We start from the raw sequence: 18,050 nt of genomic DNA, 5'->3' as shown, positions 1-18,050 counted from the left end.
GTCGGAACTGAATTTTCAGTCCAACTTTCGGGGAGCAGTTCAAAGGGTCCGGCCCTTCTTGAGCTACTGGCTTTTCACCGCCTGCAGCGAATAGCCTGGCGGCCTAGAACGCTGCCGCAAATGCCCGGCCAAGATATCCCTCGTTGGGCTGCATACCCGTTCCGGAGTAGGCCCACAGCGAACCGTCGGGGCGCCGGGCGACGAGGTCAGCGAAATTGTCCCGGTTCAGGTTACCCGCACCGAGCACTGTGTCGAAGACATCCCACCCGGTTCCGATCCGCCGGGACGTCGGCAATCTGCCAGTACCGTCCCCGGCGTAGAGCCACAAGCCTCCGTCGGCAGTCCGGGCAACGACGTCGTTCTTGCCGTCGGCGTTGAAGTCACCGACGCCAAGCAATTGGTCAAATACCTCCCAGCCGAAGTTGCCGATCTTCCGGCCGCTGAGATAACCGTTGTTGGCAGAATTCACCCTGCCGGATCCGGCGTAGAGCCACAGTGAGCCGTCGGCTTTGCGGGCCAGAATGTCGCTTTTCCCGTCGCCGGTGAGGTCGCCGGTGCCGGTCAATGAGGTAAAGGAATCCCAGCCGAACTCACCAATTTTCTGGACGCCGGAGAACGCTGAACTTGTGCCGTCTACCCGCCCGGAACCCGCATACAGCCACAGGGTACCGTTCGGCATGCGGGCGACGAGGTCGTTTTTTCCGTCGCCGTTGAAGTCCCCGACGCTCACGAGTGAATCAAAGACTTCCCAGCCGAACTTGCCGATTTTTGTGGGCGCCCGGTAGTCACCGCTGCCTGACCCCGGATAAAACCAAAGGCTGCCGTCGGGCATGCGCGCCAGCAGGTCTGCAATGCCATCGCCGTTGAGGTCCTTCGTGGCGGCAAGGTAGTTGAAAGCGTCCCAGCCGAAGTCACCTATCCTGCGGGCACCGGAGTAGCCCTGGTCCCGTCCTGCTGTTCCTGCGTAGAAGAAGACGCTGCGGTCTGCCTGGCTTGCCACGATGTCCGCCATGCCGTCCATGTTTGCATCGCCGGGACCTGCGATGCTGTCATATATGCCCCACCCGGTCCCGATCTTCTTGGCGTTGACGAGCTTTGCCTGCCCCGTATTGGAGTACAGCCACAGGGTACCGTCCGGGCGGCGTGCAGCCAGATCGTTTGTTCCGTCGCCGTTGAAATCCTGGATCGCGATGAGCCGATCAAAGATCTGCCAACCAAAGTCGATCTCCCGGGCCGCCCCGGGCCGACCGGTGCCAGTGCCTGGATAGAGAACCAGAACTCCGTCGGGCCGGCGTGCCAGAATATCTGCTTTACCGTCCCCGTCGAAGTCCCGGACGCCCAGTAGCGCGTCAAAGGCGTCCCAGCCGAAGTTGCCGATCTTGACGCTGGCTGAATATCCCTCGCTGCTGCCGGAAACCACTCCGGTCCCCGGGTAGAACCACAGGGATCCGTCGTATTTCCTGGCCACCAGGTCATTCTTGCCGTCAGCGTTGAAGTCTCCGGTGCCAAGCACGGTGTCGTAGATGTCCCAACCCGTACCGATCCTCTGGCCGGCGGGGAATTTTCCTGTGCCGTCGCCTTGGTAGAACCACAGCTCCCCGTTGGTCTTGCGCTGGATGAGGTCCGCCACCCCGTCGCCGTTGAAATCGCCCGGCGTAACAAGGACAGCCTTTGCCGGCGGGAGCGCATCGATCGTGACTCCGGCGGCGGAGTCGGAGACCCAGTCGAAAGTTACCTTAGTCCCAGCATGGGTGGTGAAAGTCTGGCCCGCCTGCCAGGCCTGGTTATAGCTGTAATAGCCGCTGAACGTCGTGGTATTGGGTTGCAGGGCGATGGAGCCTGCACCGTAGCTCTGCACAACCTTGACCCCGCGGTTGCCGCTGACTGCAGTTGCCGAGTCGTTCCCAATCGGAAGACGAAGTTCCAGAAAGTAGGTCTCGCCGCTGACGGGGTCGGTGAACTTGAGGGAGCGCTGGTCGTCCGCACTTCCCCAGGCCCTCAATGTGTAGGAATTTTTGCCCTCCACCTTCCCGAGGTTTCTGACCTCGTTGCCGGAGCCGAATCCGCCATATTCGTAGATGGGGGAGCTCACCACCGGCTGGCTGGTCTGGGACACACCCATCAGGTCAAGGTTGTCCTTGTACTCCTCAATGCTGCATGTGCCGTTGGCGAACGAACCATCGGCGTTGCTGGCAGTGTCCACTGCCCCGTCCGCGCACCGAAGCCGGTTGGCATGCATCAGCCCCAGTACGTGGCCGAATTCGTGGGTCAGCACGCTTCTGGTCAGGGCGGCGGGGACCGGCATGATGACGCGTCCGCTCGTCCCGCTGTAGCTCCAGCCCGCGCCATAGGCTCCGTCGGAGAGGGTGGGGGTGGAAACGAAGACGACGAGCGCCGTGTAGTCACTGGGGGCCCACCCGATTTCACCGACAATCGTGTTCATCATTGATGAATAGCTCTGCGTGGAGGTTGCCCGGCTCGACCTGTTTTCGACCGAGGCGACGCTCATGGACAGCCTGCCGTTCGACATGGCCTGCCAGTAGGTGCTGCTGGTGCCGATGGCGGCGCGGGCGTCCGCCTCCGGGATCGCCGCTTTCCGGTCCGCGAGCTGGACCATAACCAGCCTCACCTTGATGTCCCCGCTCCGGGCGAGGGAGTAGGCCTCGGTCGCTGCCTTTGCCGGTGCTGCCCCCTTCAGGCCCGGTGTCGGAGCGACCCCGACCGGCTTGCTGGATGTGGGGTTGCTGCCGCCGAGTACTTCAGTGAACAACGGTTCCGGAGTTGTCACGGTCTGCGACTCGACCGTCGGAGGGGAAGTCGTTGTCGCGGCCGGACGGGGCGTCTGGGCCGGCGCGGCAGTCGCCGAGGGGGAGCTCGCAGTCGAGGGCGCGGTGCTGGACGCAGGACTCGGGGCGGCAGTCGGCTCGGCCGTGGTGGCCGCTCCCGGGGAAGCAGCCGCGGTTGGCGTCGCCACGGGAGCGGGCTCTGCGAGGGCAGTCGGGAGCGGCACGGCGGTCAGCGTGGCAAGGGTGACGATTAGCGCCACCAGCAGCGCAGTCGTCTTCCGTATTAGATTCAATTGGAGACTTTCATGAGACTGCCGCCGCACTGAACGCTCAGCGAGACGGCCGGGAGACCGGGAGACCGGGAGACGAGGTCAGTCTACGGACGGCGTGGACCAGGAAACGGCAACTTGCACCAAAATTTCGCCTAAAGTAGCGAATCGTTGCCTAATCCTGAGCCAGGACTGGGGAATCCCCTCCTCGGCCCGGGGTCGCTATTGCGCTAGTTCAAGCTCCAGGGCGTTCGCCTCGACGTAGTCCAGGGCGTGCCGGACGGCGCCGACACTAACAATCGAGCCGCCGAGGGGTGAGACGGTAACGCGCGGGGGAGTGGCCGTGAACCGGGGGAGCAGTTCGGTGATCCGCGGCAGCAGCACCCCGGCGGATTCAGCGACCGCGCCCCCGATCACCACCTGTTCGGGGTTGATAAAGCTCGCCACGGAGGCAATGACCCGGGCCATCCGGTCACAAATCCGGTCCAGGATGGCCAGCGCCGCAGCATCCCCGGCGGCGGCATCCTGAAAGACACGACGCGCACTCACCGTGACCCCGGGCGTGACCCCGGACCCGGAGCCGCCCTCGGCGGCGGACCATTGCCGGGCCAGGCTGGCGATGCCGTCGCTGGAGCCGACGCCTTCCACAAGGTCCAGGTAGCCCATTTCTCCGGCCGCTCCGCTGCGGCCATGGAGCAGCCGCCCGGACTCCAGCACCCCTGCTCCCAACCGTTCCCCGGCCAGCAGCACCACCAGGTCATCGACGCCGGCGCCTGAACCCCGCCAGCGTTCACCGAGCGCGGCAAGGTTCGCGTCGTTTTCCAGCAAAACCGTCCAGCCGTGCAGCTCGTGCAGCGCGGAGCGGAGACCGACGTCGAACAGGCTCCAGAACTGCTGGTTCGCCAGCACCCTGCCGTCGCGGTCCACCGGCGCGGCGATTCCAGCCCCTACGGCCAGTATCCGTTCCGGGCTCGTCCCCGCGGCCGCCAGAGCGCGGCGGCAGGCATGGTCGACGATGCCGATCCGTTCCTCAGCAGGGATGTCGGCGGCCCGAAAACTCTGGCTGGAACGTCCGAGCACGGTACCGCGGAGGTCCGCGACGGCCGCGGTGGTGGTGGCTGCGCCGATATCCAGGCCCAGGACAAAACCAGCCCGGGAATTGAGCTCGAAGCGTCGGGCGGGGCGTCCTTTGCGGGGGTTTGCGGGTTGTTCCGCACCGCGGGCGTCCACTTCGCTGATCCAGCCGCGCCGGATCAGGTCTTCGCAGACGGCAATGACGGATGCCCGCGTCAGCCCGGTCCGGGCCATCAGCTCTGTCCCCGTGGCCACCTCCGTCGCGCGGATGACGCCGAGCACGGACCTTGCGTTAACCCGGCGCAGCAGCTGGGGGGTGGCGGCGGCAGTCGGCTGCAAATGTTGACCTCTTCCGGATCCGGACCCATAATTGTTCAGGCAATATATTTAGCTTGTATCTAAATTACCAGAACCCGTCTCGAGCCCCGGAGGATAACCACCTTGTCCAATACCGCCACGCTGGCAACCCTGTCCGGTTCCGAACTCGCCGCCGACCCCAACTGGTGGCGCCAAGCATCCGTGTACCAGATCTACCCGCGCAGCTTTGCGGACTCCAACGGCGACGGCCTGGGTGACATCAAGGGCATCACGGCCAAGGTTCCGTACCTGAAAGAACTCGGGATCGACGCCGTCTGGCTCTCCCCGTTCTACCCCTCGGCACTGGCCGACGGCGGCTACGACGTCGACGACTACCGCGACGTCGACCCCAAGCTCGGCACGCTGGCGGACTTCGACGAAATGTCTGCGGCGCTGCACGCCGCCGGCATTAAGTTGATCGCGGACATTGTCCCGAACCATTCCTCCAACCGGCACGAATGGTTCAAAGAGGCGCTGGCAGCTCCGCGCGGCTCCGACGCCCGGGAGCGCTACATCTTTCGTGACGGTGCGGGCGAAAACGGCGAGATCCCGCCGTCGGACTGGGAATCCGTCTTCGGCGGGCCGGCCTGGGAACGCATCACCGAGCCGGACGGCACCCCCGGCCAGTGGTACATGCACATCTTCGCCAAGGAACAGCCGGACCTTAACTGGGCCAACCGCGAGATCCGCGACGATTTCCTCAAGACCCTGCGTTTTTGGTCCGACCGCGGTGTGGACGGCTTCCGCGTCGACGTGGCCCACGCCCTGACCAAGGACCTCACCGAGCCGTTGCTGTCCAAGGTCGAGTTGAGCGAGGCCAACAGTGGAATTGACGGCTTCGACGACGGATCGCACCCGTTCTGGGACCGCGACGAGGTCCACGAGATCTACGTCGAATGGCGCGAGGTCTTCAACGAATACAACCCTCCCCGCACCGCCGTGGCCGAAGCCTGGGTCCATGCCAGCCGCCGCGGCCGCTACGCCAGCCCCGAGGGCCTGGGCCAGGCGTTCAATTTCGACCTGCTCCAGGCCGACTTCGACGCTGACGAGTTCCATGAAATCATCACCCGCAACCTCGCCGAAGCCACCGAATCCGGTGCCTCCTCCACGTGGGTGTTCTCCAACCACGACGTCGTCCGGCACGCCACCCGCTACGGCCTGCCCCAGGGCGGCGGTAAGCACGCAAAGGGCCAGGACGGCAAAGGCTGGCTGCTGGCCGGCGCCCCGGCCGGGGAACTCGACGTCGAGCTGGGACTGCGCCGCGCCCGCGCCGCCACACAGCTGATGCTGGCGCTGCCGGGTTCCGCGTACCTGTACCAGGGCGAGGAGCTCGGACTGCAGGAAGTGGGGGACATCCCCGATTCGGAACGCCAGGACCCCACCTTCTTCCGGAACAAGGGCGTGGAGGTCGGCCGCGACGGCTGCCGCGTGCCACTGCCCTGGACCGCCGAGGGTACCTCCTTCGGCTTCGGCGACGGCGGCGCGCACCTGCCGCAGCCGGCGTGGTTCAGCCGTTACGCCGTCGCAGCCGAGGACGGTGTGGAAGGTTCCACCCTTGAGTTCTACCGCCGGGCCTTGAAGCTGCGCCGTGAACTGCAGACTTCGGAGGAACTGGAATGGCTCGAAACCGGCAACGCCCGTGTCCTGCACTTCCGCCGCCTCGGCGGCTGGCAGGTCGTCACCAACTTCGGCCACGAGCCCGTTGAACTTCCGGCCGGGACGGTCCTGCTCAGCAGCGGGCCGCTCGAGGGGAATCTCCTGCCGGGCAGCACTACCGCCTGGTTGCGGTGAGCTCCCGGGACGGAAGCGGGGCAGCAAATCGTAGCGGCCAAGAGCTGATCTACGGCTGCATGGGCCTGGGCGGCAGTTGGTCTCCGGAACCGTACGCGTCCGCCGACGTGGACGAGGCGGCGCAGGCCGTGGACGCTGCCCTTGAGGTTGGCATCACCTTGTTCGATCATGCCGACATCTACCGTGGCGGCAAGTCCGAAGCCGTGTTCGGCGAGGTGCTGGCGCAGACCCCGGAGCTGCGGAACCGGATCCGGCTGCAGACCAAGTGCGGCATCCGGCTCAACGAGCAGGGTCTTGAGGCGTACTACGACCTGAGCCGGGACGGGATCCTGACGAGAGTCAATGAAAGCCTCTCCCGGCTCCGGACAGACTACGTGGACGTGCTGATGCTGCACCGCCCCGATCCGCTGATGGACCCCGCCGAGGTGGCCTCCGCCGTCGGCCAGTTGATGGCCGAAGGCAAGGTCCGGGCCGTGGCGGTATCCAATATGTCCGGGGCGCAGATCGAGGTCCTGCAGGACCGGCTCGAAACCCCGGTCATCGCCAACCAGTTGGAGATGAGCCTGCGCCAACGCGCCTGGCTGGAGAGTACGGTGCTGGTCAACCATGCCGAAGGAGCGGACTACAGCTTCCCGCACGGCACGGTGGAACACTGCGGCCGGCACGGCATCGCCCTGCAGGCCTACGGTTCCCTGGCCCGGGGGCTCTACACCGGAGCGCCGGCCACAACGCCGTCGCCGGCGGAGGAAGCAACCAGCCATCTGGTGGCCGGGCTGGCCACCCGGAAGGGCGTCGCCGGGGAATCGATCGTGCTGGGCTGGCTGATGAAGCACCCGGCCGGGATTGCCCCGGTGATCGGGACTGCGAAGCCGGAACGCATCCGGGCCTGTGCTGATGCCGCAGCAGTGGCCGCTGGCATGACCCGGGCCGAGTGGTACCGGCTTTGGGTGACGGCCCGCGGCAGTAACATCCCGTAACTGGCGACATTAACATCCCGTAGCTTGTGACTTTGCTCGTATTGGTCCGTCTCGAAGGCGGAATACTTGGCTGGGGACGGCCTCGAACGGATAGCGTAGACCCATGACTTCCACCACCACCGCCGGGACTGTCCGGCCTCAACGCAACATTCCAGCTGAGATCGCCCGCTCCTGGCTGCTGGTCAACGCTATGAAACCCGAACTCTTCGACCCGTCGGCCGTTTCCCGCGCGGACGCCATCATCCTGGACATCGAGGATGCGGTGGACCCGTCCCAGAAGGATGCCGCCCGCGGCCACGTCGTGGACTGGCTGACTGCCGGCGGCAGTGCCTGGGTCCGGGTGAACGACGCTACCAGCCCGTTCTGGGCCGACGATCTGGCCGGTCTCCGGGGTACCCCGGGCCTACTCGGTGTGATGCTGGCCAAGACCGAGTCCGCGGACCAGGTCACCGAAAGCTTCCACCGGATGGACGGCAAGACGCCGGTCATCGCGCTCGTCGAGTCTGCCGTGGGCATCGAGGAAGCCAACAACATCGCCAAGGCCCAGGGCGCGTTCCGCCTCGCGTTTGGCTCCGGCGACTTCCGCCGCGACACGGGTATGGCGGCCACCCCTGAGGCGATGGCCTACCCGCGGGCCAAGCTGGTCGTGGCAAGCCGGGTCGGGAACCTGCCTGGCCCCATCGACGGCCCCACTGTCGGCACCAACCACCCGATCCTGCGCGAACAGACCGGGATCACGGTGATGATGGGCATGACTGGCAAGCTCTGTCTCGCCGTCGATCAGACCAACGTCATCAACGAGGTCATCAGCCCAACGCCGTCGGATGTCGCCTGGGCCACCGACTTCATGGCCGACTTCGAGGCCAGCGGCCGCGTCATCCGCGACGGCTCGGACCTCCCGCGCCTGGGCCGCGCCGAGAAGATCATGAAGCTCGCGGTAGCCTTTGGGGTGCAGCCGGCCGTCTAGGCAATCGCACCAAGCAGACCCCGCGACCAATCCCCGTTCTGTGGTCCGCGGGGTCTTTTGGGAAACCGAACCGGGGGCGGCCCGCACACCAACCGCGGGAGCCCGGTTCCGCGCCCGGCCCGGTAGACTGGCGCGGTGCTGAAAGAATTCTGGGAGTCCGCGCCAACCACGTACAAGGTGCTGGTTTTCAGTGCCATGGCTCTGCTTGGCGTGGGCATAGTCCTGAACCTGATCGGCAACAGCACCGGCAACGAGCCGCTGGCGGTCTCCTCCCTTGCCGTGATCGGATTGGGCCTGATCCTGCATCTTGCCGGCATTGTGGTCCGCGGCCAGGCGATCCGGAAAAACCTCAAACGATAGCGGCGGTATTCCGTCGGACGTGGCTGCGGGCGTGCGCCACGGCCTCGGGCAGCGACGTGAACAGGTGTTTGTGGTGGCGCAGCGAGCGAATGACCCCGACGTTTGTTACGAGCTCCAGGTGTTGGGGCTGGACGCCCTTCAAGAGGACAGTCACGCCGCGAAGTTCGAGTGCGGAGATGACCTCCACCAGCGTGTGAGCCCCTGTAGCGTCGAGCATCCGTACCTGCGACAGCCGGATGATGGCCACCTGGATGTCCTTGACCTGGCTGATTTCCTGCAGGACCCGTTCCGCAGCGCCGAAGAACATGGCCCCGTCCAGCCTGAAGATGGCGATGTGCTCGTCCCCGTCCTCTGGGGGTGCCGGAATCTGCTCGCGCTTCACCCCGCTGAGCGAGGCGAATTTCCGCAGTGTGAAGAGGGCGGCGGCGACCAGGCCGATCTCGATGGCCACAATGAGGTCGAAGGCCACTGTAATAACGGCTGTCAGGACGAACACAAAAGCGTCGGCGCGGGTGGAGCGCAGGATGGCGGTGACCGTGTGCCGTGACACCATCCGGCTGGCCGTCACCATCAGGATCCCGGCCAGGACCGCCAGCGGGATCTTCCCGACCAAAGCTGCCGCCGCATAGATGATGGCCAGGAGCACCAAGGCGTGCACGATCGCGGAGAGCCTCGTTTTGGCTCCCGAGCGGACGTTGACAGCGGTCCGGGCGATGGCGCCCGTGGCAGGCATGCCGCCGAAGAACGCGGCCGCAATAGAGGCGAGTCCCTGGCCCATCAGCTCTCGGTCCGGGCTGTATACCCCGGAGGGCCGGCCGTCGGGGCCCACCATGCCGGCGGCTACCCGGGCGGAGAGCAGGGATTCGATGGCGGCCAGCATCGCGATGGATACTGCGGGCATCAGCAACGAGCCCAGCGCGGCCGGGTTCAGCGCCGGGAGCGAGGGTGCGGGCAAGGAATGCGGCAGGGCGCCGATCCGCGGAATCTGCAGTTGCAGTACTTCAGCGGCGACGGTGGCCAGGAGTACAGCGATCAGGCTTGCGGGCAGCGCCTTGTTCAGTTTCGGCAGAAGAAGCATCACGGCGGCGACGCCGGCGACGACGGCCAGCGTCTGCAGGACGGTGGGCGCCGTGGCCCGTGAGGCGCTCTCGAAAGCAGCCAGCACGGTATTGTGCCCTGGTATTGCCTGCGTGCCCGTGGCGAGCGGCACCTGCTGAAGGAAAATAATGGCAGCGATGCCGAGCGTGAACCCCTCGACCACCGGCCACGGGATGAAGGCCACGGCCCGGCCCAGTCCGCTTAGGCCCAGGATCACCACCAGCAGTCCGGCCAGCAGGGAGACCAGGGCAATGCTGCCGGCGCCGTTGGCGGCAACAACCGGGGCCAGCACCACAACCATCGCGCCGGTGGGGCCGGAGACCTGGACGTGGGAGCCGCCCATGACCGCGGCCACCAGCCCGGCCACAACGGCGGTGATGAGTCCGGCCTCGGCGCCGACGCCCGAGCTCACTCCGAAGGCCAGGGCCAGCGGCAAGGCGACGATGCCCACGGTGATTCCCGCCAACAGATCCGTCTTCCAGGACGAACGCAGCCCCGCATAGTCCCGGCGGGACGGCAGGAACCTGCTGAGCTGATTCAGTGCGGCGCTCATGAAGTGGGACTCTTCAGATGCTCGCTGGGAAGTGTCTGCGCGAGTTTAAGCTGTTCGTTGGAACCGGCCAGGCTGTCGAGCAGGAACGCCCGGGCAATGGCCAGGAGCTCGGCGATCTTTGGATGGGCCAGCCGGTAGGTCACGGCGTTGGCGGTTCGGGTGGAAGTCACCACCCCATGCCTGCGCAGCGTAGCGAGGTGCTGGGACAGGTGGGATGCCTCAAGCCCCGTCTCGGCCAGCAGGTAGCTGACGGGAGCCGAGTTATCCGGTGCAGCCGAGAGCAGTTCGAGCACGCGGATCCGCGCCGGGTGGGCGAGGGCCTTGAACAGGTTCGCCTTGATCTCGTAGAGAGGGGTTTGCGCCGGCGAAATCATTACTGCCTGTGCTTTCTTGTCGGCGCGGATCCGGCGGGCGGACTTGGCGGAGGACATCAGTTGATGACTTGATGTTTTCATCATACCGTAATTGCTGTCTCTGTGCATCTGCATGTCTTCGACGCAGTCCACCCGTGGCCTGACGCTAGGCTGGAACCCATGACTATCAATCCGGATCTGCAGGGACGCAACTACCCTGCCCAAGAGGTGTACGACGTCGGCCGCGAGAAAATCCGCGAGTTCGCCCGCGCGGTCAAGGCCACCCACCCCGCCCACTTCGATGTGGATGCGGCCAAAGCCCTGGGCCACAGCGACCTGGTGGCGCCACCTACCTTCGCGATCATTGTCGCCCAACGGGCCGACGCCCAGCTGGTCGAAGACCCGGACTCCGGCATCGACTTCTCCCGGGTGGTCCACGCGGACCAGCGGTTCGTCCACCACCGGCCAATCCTTGCCGGGGACAGGCTCGTGGCAGAACTGCACGTCGACGGCGTTCGTGCCATGGGCGGGGGAGCCATGATCACTACGCGGTCGGAAATTTTCGCCCTTGCCCCGGTGGCCGGCGCCGCAACGGAGCGGGAAGCCGTGGCCACCGCCACCTCCTCCATCCTGGTCCGCGGAGAGGGACAGTAGACATGACACCGATACTCACAGAGCTCGCGGTCGGCCACAACATCGGCAGCCGCCACATCGAGATCTCCCGCACGGACCTGGTTAAGTACGCGGGCGCGTCCGGTGACTTCAACCCCATTCACTGGAACGAGGCCTTCGCTACGGGCGTGGGATTGCCTGGTGTCATTGCGCACGGGATGTTCACCATGGGCTCTGTCGTCCAGCTCGTCACCGACTGGGCCGGCGACCCCGCCGCCGTCGTGGATTTTCAGACCCGATTCACCAAGCCGGTCCCGGTGTCAGACACCACAGGGACGGCCGCGGCCGGCGCCGTGCTCGAAATCAGCGGTGCCATCGGGGCGATCGACGCCGACGCAGGCACCGCCCGGGTAGACCTCACCGTTATTTCGGCCGGCCAGAAAGTACTGATGAAGGCCCAAGCCGTCGTCAGGCTGGCGTAGGCGCATGACGACGCCGTGAACGTGCGCACAGTCCAGACTGCGGAGGTCACGCACTGGCGCAACGCCGTTGTTGTTGCGTATGCGGTCAGCGGCATCGCGTTCGCCACCTGGGTGTCCCGGCTGCCGGCCATCCGCGACGGACTGGACCTCACCCCGGGAAATGTGGGGCTCCTGCTGCTGTGCCTGACCCTGGGATCCTTTATCTCCGTCTCCGCGTCCGGGCTGATCGTGCTGCGGTTCGGGTCGAAGCAGACCATCCGGATTGGCAGCATCACGGTGGGATCCGGTCTGGTGCTCGCAGGCCTGGGAACCTCCGTCCTGGTCAATCCGCTCGTTGTCGCCGCGGGGCTGGCCGTCATCGGCCTCGGCACAGCGAGCTGGAACACGGCCTCCAACGTCGAGGGTGCTGCTGTCGAACGCGCCGTCCGCAGGCACATTATGCCCCGGCTGCATGGTGCCTTCAGTCTGGGTACCGTCGCCGGCGCCGGCACCGGTGCCTGGGCGGCGGGGGCCGGTGTGCCCGTGTTCTGGCACTTCGCCGGTGTGGGGCTGCTGGTGGCCGGCTCCGTGGCCACCGCCGCTTTATGGTTCCGCGCGGACAGTACCCCGATCGAACCCGGCCTGGGCTTCACGCCGGCCACACCGGATACCTTCGATGACCCCTCCACCGGGCCGATACCCCTCATCAGGCTTGAGGCGGACCGGCCGGAGGCTCCGCTGGACAACAAACGCCAGATCGCCCAGGCCTGGCGGGACCGGCGGACCCTTCTGCTGGGTGTGCTTGTGCTGGGGCTCGCTCTCGCGGAGGGCGCGGCCGGGGACTGGGTGGCCCTGGCGCTCGCCGATGGCCACGGCCAGTCCGACGCCGCGGGTGCCGCCGGCTACGGGCTTTTCGTTACGTTTATGACGGTGGGACGCTTTGCCGGCACAGTGGTCCTGGACCGCTTTGGCCGTGTCCCGGTGATGCGCTGGTGCGCGGCCCTGGCGGTGCTGGGCCTGGGTTTGTTCGTCTTCGCGCCGGCGCCGTGGGTGGCCTACGTGGCCTTGGCGGTCTGGGGACTGGGCGCCTCACTGGGCTTCCCGGTGGGCATGTCCGCCGCCGCCGACGATCCCCTCAAGGCAGCCGCCCGGGTTTCCGTGGTCTCCACGATCGGTTACGGCGCATTCCTCTGCGGGCCCCCGTTGCTGGGTTTGCTCGCGGAACACGTTGGCATCCTGCACTCCCTGCTGGCCGTGATGGTGATGCTGGCGGTCAGCTTCCTGCTCTCCCCGGTGGCCCGGAAGATCGACCAGCGACCTGCTTAGGGGACTCCGGCCATACCCGGCTAGGCTGGTCAGGTGACCCAGACATTGCTCTCTGCCCTTACCACGGCCGCCGTCGGTGGCCCCGCCGGCACCCTGATCGAGGCCCGCACCGAGGCCGAAATCATCGAGGCCGTCCGCTCAGTGGATGCTGCCGGTGAGCCATTGCTGATCCTCGGGGGCGGCTCCAACCTGCTCGTGTCCGACGACGGCTTCCCCGGCACCGTAGTGAAGATCGCCTCGGAAGGGTTCACGGTCAACGCGGAGGACTCCTGCGGCGGCGTCGCCGTCGTCGTCCAGGCCGGCCACAACTGGGATGCCCTCGTGGAACACGCCGTGCTGCACGCCTGGTCCGGGATCGAAGCGCTCGCCGGGATACCGGGCGCCACGGGCGCCACCCCGGTCCAGAACGTCGGTGCCTACGGCGCGGACGTTTCCCAGACCATCGCCGCCGTCCGGACCTGGGACCGGCAACGTCAGGCCGTGCAGACCTTCACCAACTCGGAGTTGAAGTTCGGCTACCGCGATTCGATCCTCAAACAAACCACTGTCAACGGCTCCCCGCGCTATGTGGTGCTCACGGTCGAGTTCCAACTGCCGCTGGGCCGGATGAGCGCCCCTATCCGCTACGCCGAGCTCGCCCGCGCACTGGGCGTTGAGGTGGGCCAGCGGGCCTATTCCAACGATGTCCGCCGTGAGGTGCGCCGGCTCAGGGCGGCCAAGGGCATGGTGTGGGACCCCGCGGACCGGGACACGTACTCCACCGGATCCTTCTTCACAAACCCGATCGTGCCGGCAGCCGTAGCCGCCGCGCTGCCGGGGGACGCGCCGCGCTACCCCGGTGCCGACGGGCTAACCAAGCTCTCGGCAGCCTGGCTGATCGACCGGTCCGGTTACGGCAAGGGCTTCGGGCTGGAGCCGGACAGCGTTTCCGGCGGCCGGGCTTCGCTGTCCACCAAACACACCCTGGCGATCACCAACAGGGGAACGGCAAGCACCGCGGACCTGCTCGCGATCGCCCGCGAAGTGCGCCGCGGCGTCGTCGAACGCTTTGGGATTGAACTGCATCCGGAACCGCTGCTGATCGGCGTGGAGCTCTAAAATCCTCGACCCAAGTGCTCCCGCGCGGATCGGGTCCGGCGCCGCCGATCAGTTCCGGCTGCGGCGCCCGACGACCCGGCTGAACAACATAAACGTGAAGCCTGAGGCGGCGGCACCCTGGAAGAAGACCTGGCAAAACGCCACGGACTGGTCGCTGGGACCGCTGCGGAGCAGGAAACCGGCGCAAGCGAAGACGACCGCCCCTGCCAGCAGGGCCAGCGAACCGAGCAGGAAGCTCTGCACGGTATCGGGGAATTCACCGGGGCCGCTGCCGTCACGGGAATCACTGCCGCCATGCGCCGGATAACGCGGCTGGAGAGAAGCTGCCGTCACGAAGCTGGCCACGGTTACCGCCATGGCGACCACCGATACCAGCTGCATGGTGCTCATCAGCGGCGAGAGCCGGGTCCCGCTGGCAATGGCAACGGTGAGTCCGGCGGTCATGCCGGCAGCGCTGGAAGCCCAGCCCAGCAGGGCCAGCCGCCGGCTCAGGGGCCGCAGCAGCGGCCACATCTCACTCAAGGTCATCCATCAAGGGTAGGGAATCCGGCTGGAAGGCGGCTGGGAACGTCCCGGCAGTCGTCCTAGCATGGGGTGTATGGGAGCACCGCGGCGTTACCGGCTGACCAGGGGGATCATGGGCCGGCTGCGACTGGCCTCGCAGGGGCTGGCCGGGGCCGGATTCAGCAGCGTTCCGGCGGCCGTGCGCTCGATGCCGGCGATGCAGGCGCAGGACATGCGCTCCGTCCTCTGGGCGATTGGCCAGCGGGTGCCGGGCTCCCTCGTGGGCGATGTCCGCAACGCCCTGGACCGGGGGGAGATCGTCCGCTCCTGGCCGATGCGCGGCACCTTGCACGTGCTGGCCCCCGAAGACCTGAAGTGGGTGTTGGCCATTACCTCCGATCGGCTGATCCGCGGCCTGGCCGGGCGGCACAGGGAGCTCCGCATCTCGGCTGCGGATGTCGACGCCGCAGCCGGAACCGCTCTCCAGCTGGTCTCCGGCGGTGCAGCCGCGAGCCGGAGCGAACTCTTTAACGCCTTTGAACTCGCTGGCCAGTCCACGGCCGGCCAGCGCGGCATTCACCTGCTCGGTGCCCTCTGCCAGCGGGCCGTGCTGGTGCAGGGACCGCTGGCCGGCAACCAGCAGCTGCTGGTGGCTTTTGACGACTGGATCACAGGGTCGCGGAGCCTGGACCGGGCCGAGGGCATCGCCGAGTGGCTGCTGCGGTACCTGCGCAGCCACGGGCCCGCCACCGGGCGTGACTTCTCCTGGTGGGCGGGCATCCCGCTCGCCGAGGTCCGGGCAGCACTGGCCGACGTCAAGGGCCAGCTGGTGGAGCTGGACTTCGAGGGGACCAGCTACTGGCTCTCCCCGGAGACTGCGGCACTGCTCGACGACGGTGTCCCCGGTGCGCGCACGGTGCTCGCGCTGCCGGGCTTTGATGAGTTCCTGCTCGGTTACACCGACCGGTCGCTGGTACTGCCGCCGGAGCACGCGAACAAGATTGTGCCGGGCGGCAACGGCGTGTTCAAGAAGACCATTGTGGCCGGCGGACGGATCGTCGGCACCTGGGGTGTGACCGGCAGTGGCAGGGCCCCGGCCGCCGTACCCGAGCCGTTCGACGATGTAAATGGGCTGCGGCCTGCGGCGCAAAAGTCCTTTGAGCTGCAGGCCGCGAAGTACCGCAGATTCCTCGGCACCTGAACCGGCGTGCGCCTAGAGGTTGCCGGTGGCGATGTTGAGCATACGCCGCAGCGGTTCGGCAGCGCCCCACAGCAGTTGGTCACCGACGGTGAACGCGCTGACGTACTGGGGGCCCATCTCCATCTTCCGGATCCGGCCCACCGGAATGTTCAGCGTCCCGGATGCCGCCACCGGGGTGAGGTCTGCCATCGAGGCCTCCTTGGTGTTGGGCACCACTGTGGCCCACTCGTTGTCAGCAGCGAGGAGATTCTCGATCTCCGCTACGGTGAGGTCCTCGCGGAGCTTCAGCGTCAAGGCCTGGGAGTGCGAGCGCATTGCGCCGATCCGGACGCACAGCCCGTCCATGATGATGTGCTCATCGCCGGAAGTACCAAGGATCTTGTTGGTCTCCACCCCGGCCTTCCACTCTTCCTTGGACTGGCCGTTGCCGAGGTCCGCGTCGATCCACGGGATCAGGGAGCCGGCCAGCGGTACCCCGAACTGGCTCGCGTCAATGTTGCTGCGCTGGTGCGCCAGGACCTTGCGGTCGATCTCCAGGATGGCCGACGCCGGGTCGTCCAGTTCCGTGCTGACCTCGGCGTTGAGTGTGCCGAACTGGCTCAGGAGCTCACGCATGTGCCGGGCGCCGCCGCCGGACGCCGCCTGGTAGGTCATCGAGGTGCCCCACTCGACGAGCCCGTTTTTGAACAGCCCGCCGAGGCCCATCAGCATGCAGGAGACCGTGCAGTTGCCGCCGATGTAGTCCTTCACGCCGCCGGAGAGGCCGGCGTCGATCACGTCTCGGTTGATCGGGTCCAGCACGATGATCGAGTCGTCGTTCATCCGCAGGGTGGAGGCGGCATCGATCCACAGGCCGTCCCAGCCGCGGTCACGCAGCGCACCGTGGACCTGTTTGGTGTAGTCGCCGCCCTGGGCTGTCACGATGATGGGCAGCTTCGCCAGGGTCTCGACGTCGAACGCATCCTCGAGGGTGCCGGCATCGCCCCCGGCGGGACCGGCCAAGGATGGGGCCGCCCCTCCCGCGTTCGAGGTGGAGAAGAAGACCGGGTTGATGGTGGCGAAGTCGCCCTCGTCCTGCATACGCTGCATCAGGACGGAGCCGACCATGCCACGCCAACCGACCAGTCCAACGGACGGGGTAGCTGCTGTAGTCATTAGCCCAGTTTAGGCTTTGCCGGCGCCGGGGCGCAGTCGGTTACGTCATCGCGTCCCGGTCCGGGATCACCCAAGGGGCCGGGGGAGGTTGCGGACCGTGCGCAATTTCTCCGCCCGGCGCTCCTTGGCGTAGCTCGTCCAGGCGACCAGCGGCACCAGCACTCCCACCGGGATGGTCCACCAGATGTCACCGAGAATCTCCCAAGTGCCGTCAATCGCAATCCGTGCCAGGCCGTAGGCGACACCGCCGGCGAAGAGCGAGGCCAGGACGGCGAGGAAGAGCAGGCCGCCGGAGGAGCTGACGGGTTTGACCAGCCCATGGCCGTCATCCTTGCGGACTCCGTACTCGTCCGGGGTGTAAGCGATCAGTTCGCCGTTCGCGCCCCGGCGGTGGATCCGGCCGTCTTCCCCGGTCCGGGCTCCCGTGTAGCCAGGTTCCGGTGGTACGTCCGAACTACGCCTGGCCACGGGACACCTCAATGGCCCGGAGCAGTCCGCCGTCGTCCAGGCCTTCGGTTTCCGCGACCTTGTCCTGGGCGAAGTCGGGGACTCCGGTCGTCCACGAACCTTCCTCGCGCCGGACCAGCAGGTGCTGCTCGGTATCGAGAGTCTTGAACACGAGATAGGCAGAGCCTCCGGCATTCTGCTCGATGTGCTGGCGCACCAGGCGGAGGGTCGCTTCGGCAGAGCTGATGCTGGTGTCCTGGGCGAAGACGAACCAGGTGCCCAGCAGCCGCGGCTGCAGCATGAGGGCCACTCCGGGGGCCTCGATCAGCACCACGTTGTCCATCGCGTCCCCGGTCAGCAGGGAAACTTCGGTCCAGCGGGTTGCCTGCCCCAGGGCCGTGGCCACCGCGGACGCGACGCCGTTGACTCCGAGGTCACCGTCATCATCAATGGTGGCCATGTCCCGCGCCATCAGGGACGATGCGCCTGCCGTGGACAGGGTGAGATCATCCACCATGTCTTGGGCGCGGAAAACGCTTACCGAACGGTCCCTCGCCGGCCCCTCGAAGACGTTGAGCAAATAGGCAAACTCGCCCACGCCGAAGCCGATGACGTCGATGCCGAGCCGTGGCTCCTGCTGTGTCTGATCCTGAACGCTCAT

At 66.6% G+C, this 18,050-nt stretch carries 17 protein-coding genes; 9 read left to right on the top strand and 8 right to left on the bottom strand.

The window, feature by feature from the left end; all coding sequences use genetic code 11:
• Positions 1-103: 103 nt before the first annotated feature.
• Both QI450_RS12810 and QI450_RS12805 read right to left on the bottom strand, forming a co-directional pair.
• A complete protein-coding gene (locus QI450_RS12810) occupies positions 104-3,079 on the bottom strand; it encodes an FG-GAP-like repeat-containing protein (protein WP_226774807.1) in 2,976 nt (991 codons plus the stop codon).
• Between the two features lie 198 nt (positions 3,080-3,277).
• Positions 3,278-4,468 carry an ROK family protein gene (locus QI450_RS12805; protein ID WP_226774806.1) on the bottom strand — a complete coding sequence of 397 codons (1,191 nt, stop codon included), beginning with the start codon at positions 4,466-4,468 and terminating at the stop codon, positions 3,278-3,280.
• A gap of 102 nt (positions 4,469-4,570) precedes the next feature.
• On the opposite strand from QI450_RS12805, the gene QI450_RS12800 reads away from it, so the two are divergent.
• From QI450_RS12800 to QI450_RS12785, 4 genes are all read left to right on the top strand, one after another.
• Complete coding sequence (locus QI450_RS12800; protein WP_226774805.1) at positions 4,571-6,277, top strand: glycoside hydrolase family 13 protein; 1,707 nt, start codon at positions 4,571-4,573, stop codon at positions 6,275-6,277.
• On the top strand, positions 6,274-7,254 hold the full coding sequence (locus QI450_RS12795; protein ID WP_226774804.1) for an aldo/keto reductase: 981 nt from the start codon (positions 6,274-6,276) through the stop codon (positions 7,252-7,254). The genes QI450_RS12800 and QI450_RS12795 overlap by 4 nt, the downstream gene beginning before the upstream one ends.
• Positions 7,255-7,357: 103 nt before the next feature.
• Positions 7,358-8,221, top strand: coding sequence for a CoA ester lyase (locus QI450_RS12790; protein WP_226774803.1), 864 nt, complete (start codon positions 7,358-7,360; stop codon positions 8,219-8,221).
• 135 nt (positions 8,222-8,356) lie between these two features.
• Positions 8,357-8,581 carry a DUF3188 domain-containing protein gene (locus QI450_RS12785; RefSeq protein WP_226774802.1) on the top strand — a complete coding sequence of 75 codons (225 nt, stop codon included), beginning with the start codon at positions 8,357-8,359 and terminating at the stop codon, positions 8,579-8,581.
• On the opposite strand, the gene QI450_RS12780 is transcribed toward QI450_RS12785, so the two are convergent.
• Entirely contained in the window at positions 8,571-10,232 is a 1,662-nt protein-coding gene (locus QI450_RS12780) for a SulP family inorganic anion transporter (RefSeq protein WP_226774801.1), read from the bottom strand. The genes QI450_RS12785 and QI450_RS12780 overlap by 11 nt on opposite strands.
• Entirely contained in the window at positions 10,229-10,606 is a 378-nt protein-coding gene (locus QI450_RS12775; protein ID WP_226774813.1) for a metalloregulator ArsR/SmtB family transcription factor, read from the bottom strand. The genes QI450_RS12780 and QI450_RS12775 overlap by 4 nt, the downstream gene beginning before the upstream one ends.
• 159 nt (positions 10,607-10,765) lie before the next feature.
• On the opposite strand from QI450_RS12775, the gene QI450_RS12770 reads away from it, so the two are divergent.
• The 4 genes from QI450_RS12770 to QI450_RS12755 are packed head-to-tail and all read left to right on the top strand — an operon-like array spanning position 10,766 to position 14,082.
• The gene (locus QI450_RS12770) at positions 10,766-11,239 is read left to right on the top strand and encodes a MaoC family dehydratase N-terminal domain-containing protein (RefSeq protein ID WP_226774800.1); all 474 of its coding nucleotides are present in this window, start codon (positions 10,766-10,768) and stop codon (positions 11,237-11,239) included.
• Positions 11,240-11,241: 2 nt separating this feature from the next.
• Positions 11,242-11,679, top strand: a complete 438-nt coding sequence (locus tag QI450_RS12765) for a MaoC family dehydratase (protein ID WP_226774799.1) — start codon at positions 11,242-11,244, stop codon at positions 11,677-11,679.
• Positions 11,680-11,694: 15 nt separating this feature from the next.
• Entirely contained in the window at positions 11,695-12,984 is a 1,290-nt protein-coding gene (locus tag QI450_RS12760) for an MFS transporter (RefSeq protein WP_226774798.1), read from the top strand.
• Positions 12,985-13,017: 33 nt separating this feature from the next.
• Positions 13,018-14,082 carry a UDP-N-acetylmuramate dehydrogenase gene (locus QI450_RS12755; protein ID WP_226774797.1) on the top strand — a complete coding sequence of 355 codons (1,065 nt, stop codon included), beginning with the start codon at positions 13,018-13,020 and terminating at the stop codon, positions 14,080-14,082.
• 48 nt (positions 14,083-14,130) lie between these two features.
• Here QI450_RS12755 and QI450_RS12750 read toward each other — a convergent pair whose 3' ends face one another.
• Complete coding sequence (locus QI450_RS12750) at positions 14,131-14,610, bottom strand: hypothetical protein (protein WP_226774796.1); 480 nt, start codon at positions 14,608-14,610, stop codon at positions 14,131-14,133.
• 70 nt (positions 14,611-14,680) lie between these two features.
• Between QI450_RS12750 and QI450_RS12745 the strand changes: the two genes are divergently transcribed.
• On the top strand, positions 14,681-15,787 hold the full coding sequence (locus tag QI450_RS12745; RefSeq protein ID WP_226774795.1) for a winged helix DNA-binding domain-containing protein: 1,107 nt from the start codon (positions 14,681-14,683) through the stop codon (positions 15,785-15,787).
• 12 nt (positions 15,788-15,799) lie between these two features.
• On the opposite strand, the gene asd is transcribed toward QI450_RS12745, so the two are convergent.
• The 3 genes from asd to QI450_RS12730 all read right to left on the bottom strand — a co-directional run bounded on the left by asd (position 15,800) and on the right by QI450_RS12730 (position 18,050).
• Positions 15,800-16,942, bottom strand: a complete 1,143-nt coding sequence (asd, locus tag QI450_RS12740) for an aspartate-semialdehyde dehydrogenase (RefSeq protein WP_226774794.1) — start codon at positions 16,940-16,942, stop codon at positions 15,800-15,802.
• Between the two features lie 66 nt (positions 16,943-17,008).
• Positions 17,009-17,410, bottom strand: a complete 402-nt coding sequence (locus QI450_RS12735) for a hypothetical protein (RefSeq protein WP_226774793.1) — start codon at positions 17,408-17,410, stop codon at positions 17,009-17,011.
• Positions 17,397-18,050 carry a hypothetical protein gene (locus tag QI450_RS12730; protein ID WP_226774792.1) on the bottom strand — a complete coding sequence of 218 codons (654 nt, stop codon included), beginning with the start codon at positions 18,048-18,050 and terminating at the stop codon, positions 17,397-17,399. Before QI450_RS12730 ends, QI450_RS12735 begins: the two co-directional genes overlap by 14 nt.

This window comes from Arthrobacter sp. EM1, assembly GCF_029964055.1.
Lineage (GTDB): Bacteria > Actinomycetota > Actinomycetes > Actinomycetales > Micrococcaceae > Arthrobacter.
The sequence above is the reverse complement of the archived record's forward strand: the minus strand, read 5'-3'. Positions and strand labels throughout refer to the sequence as shown.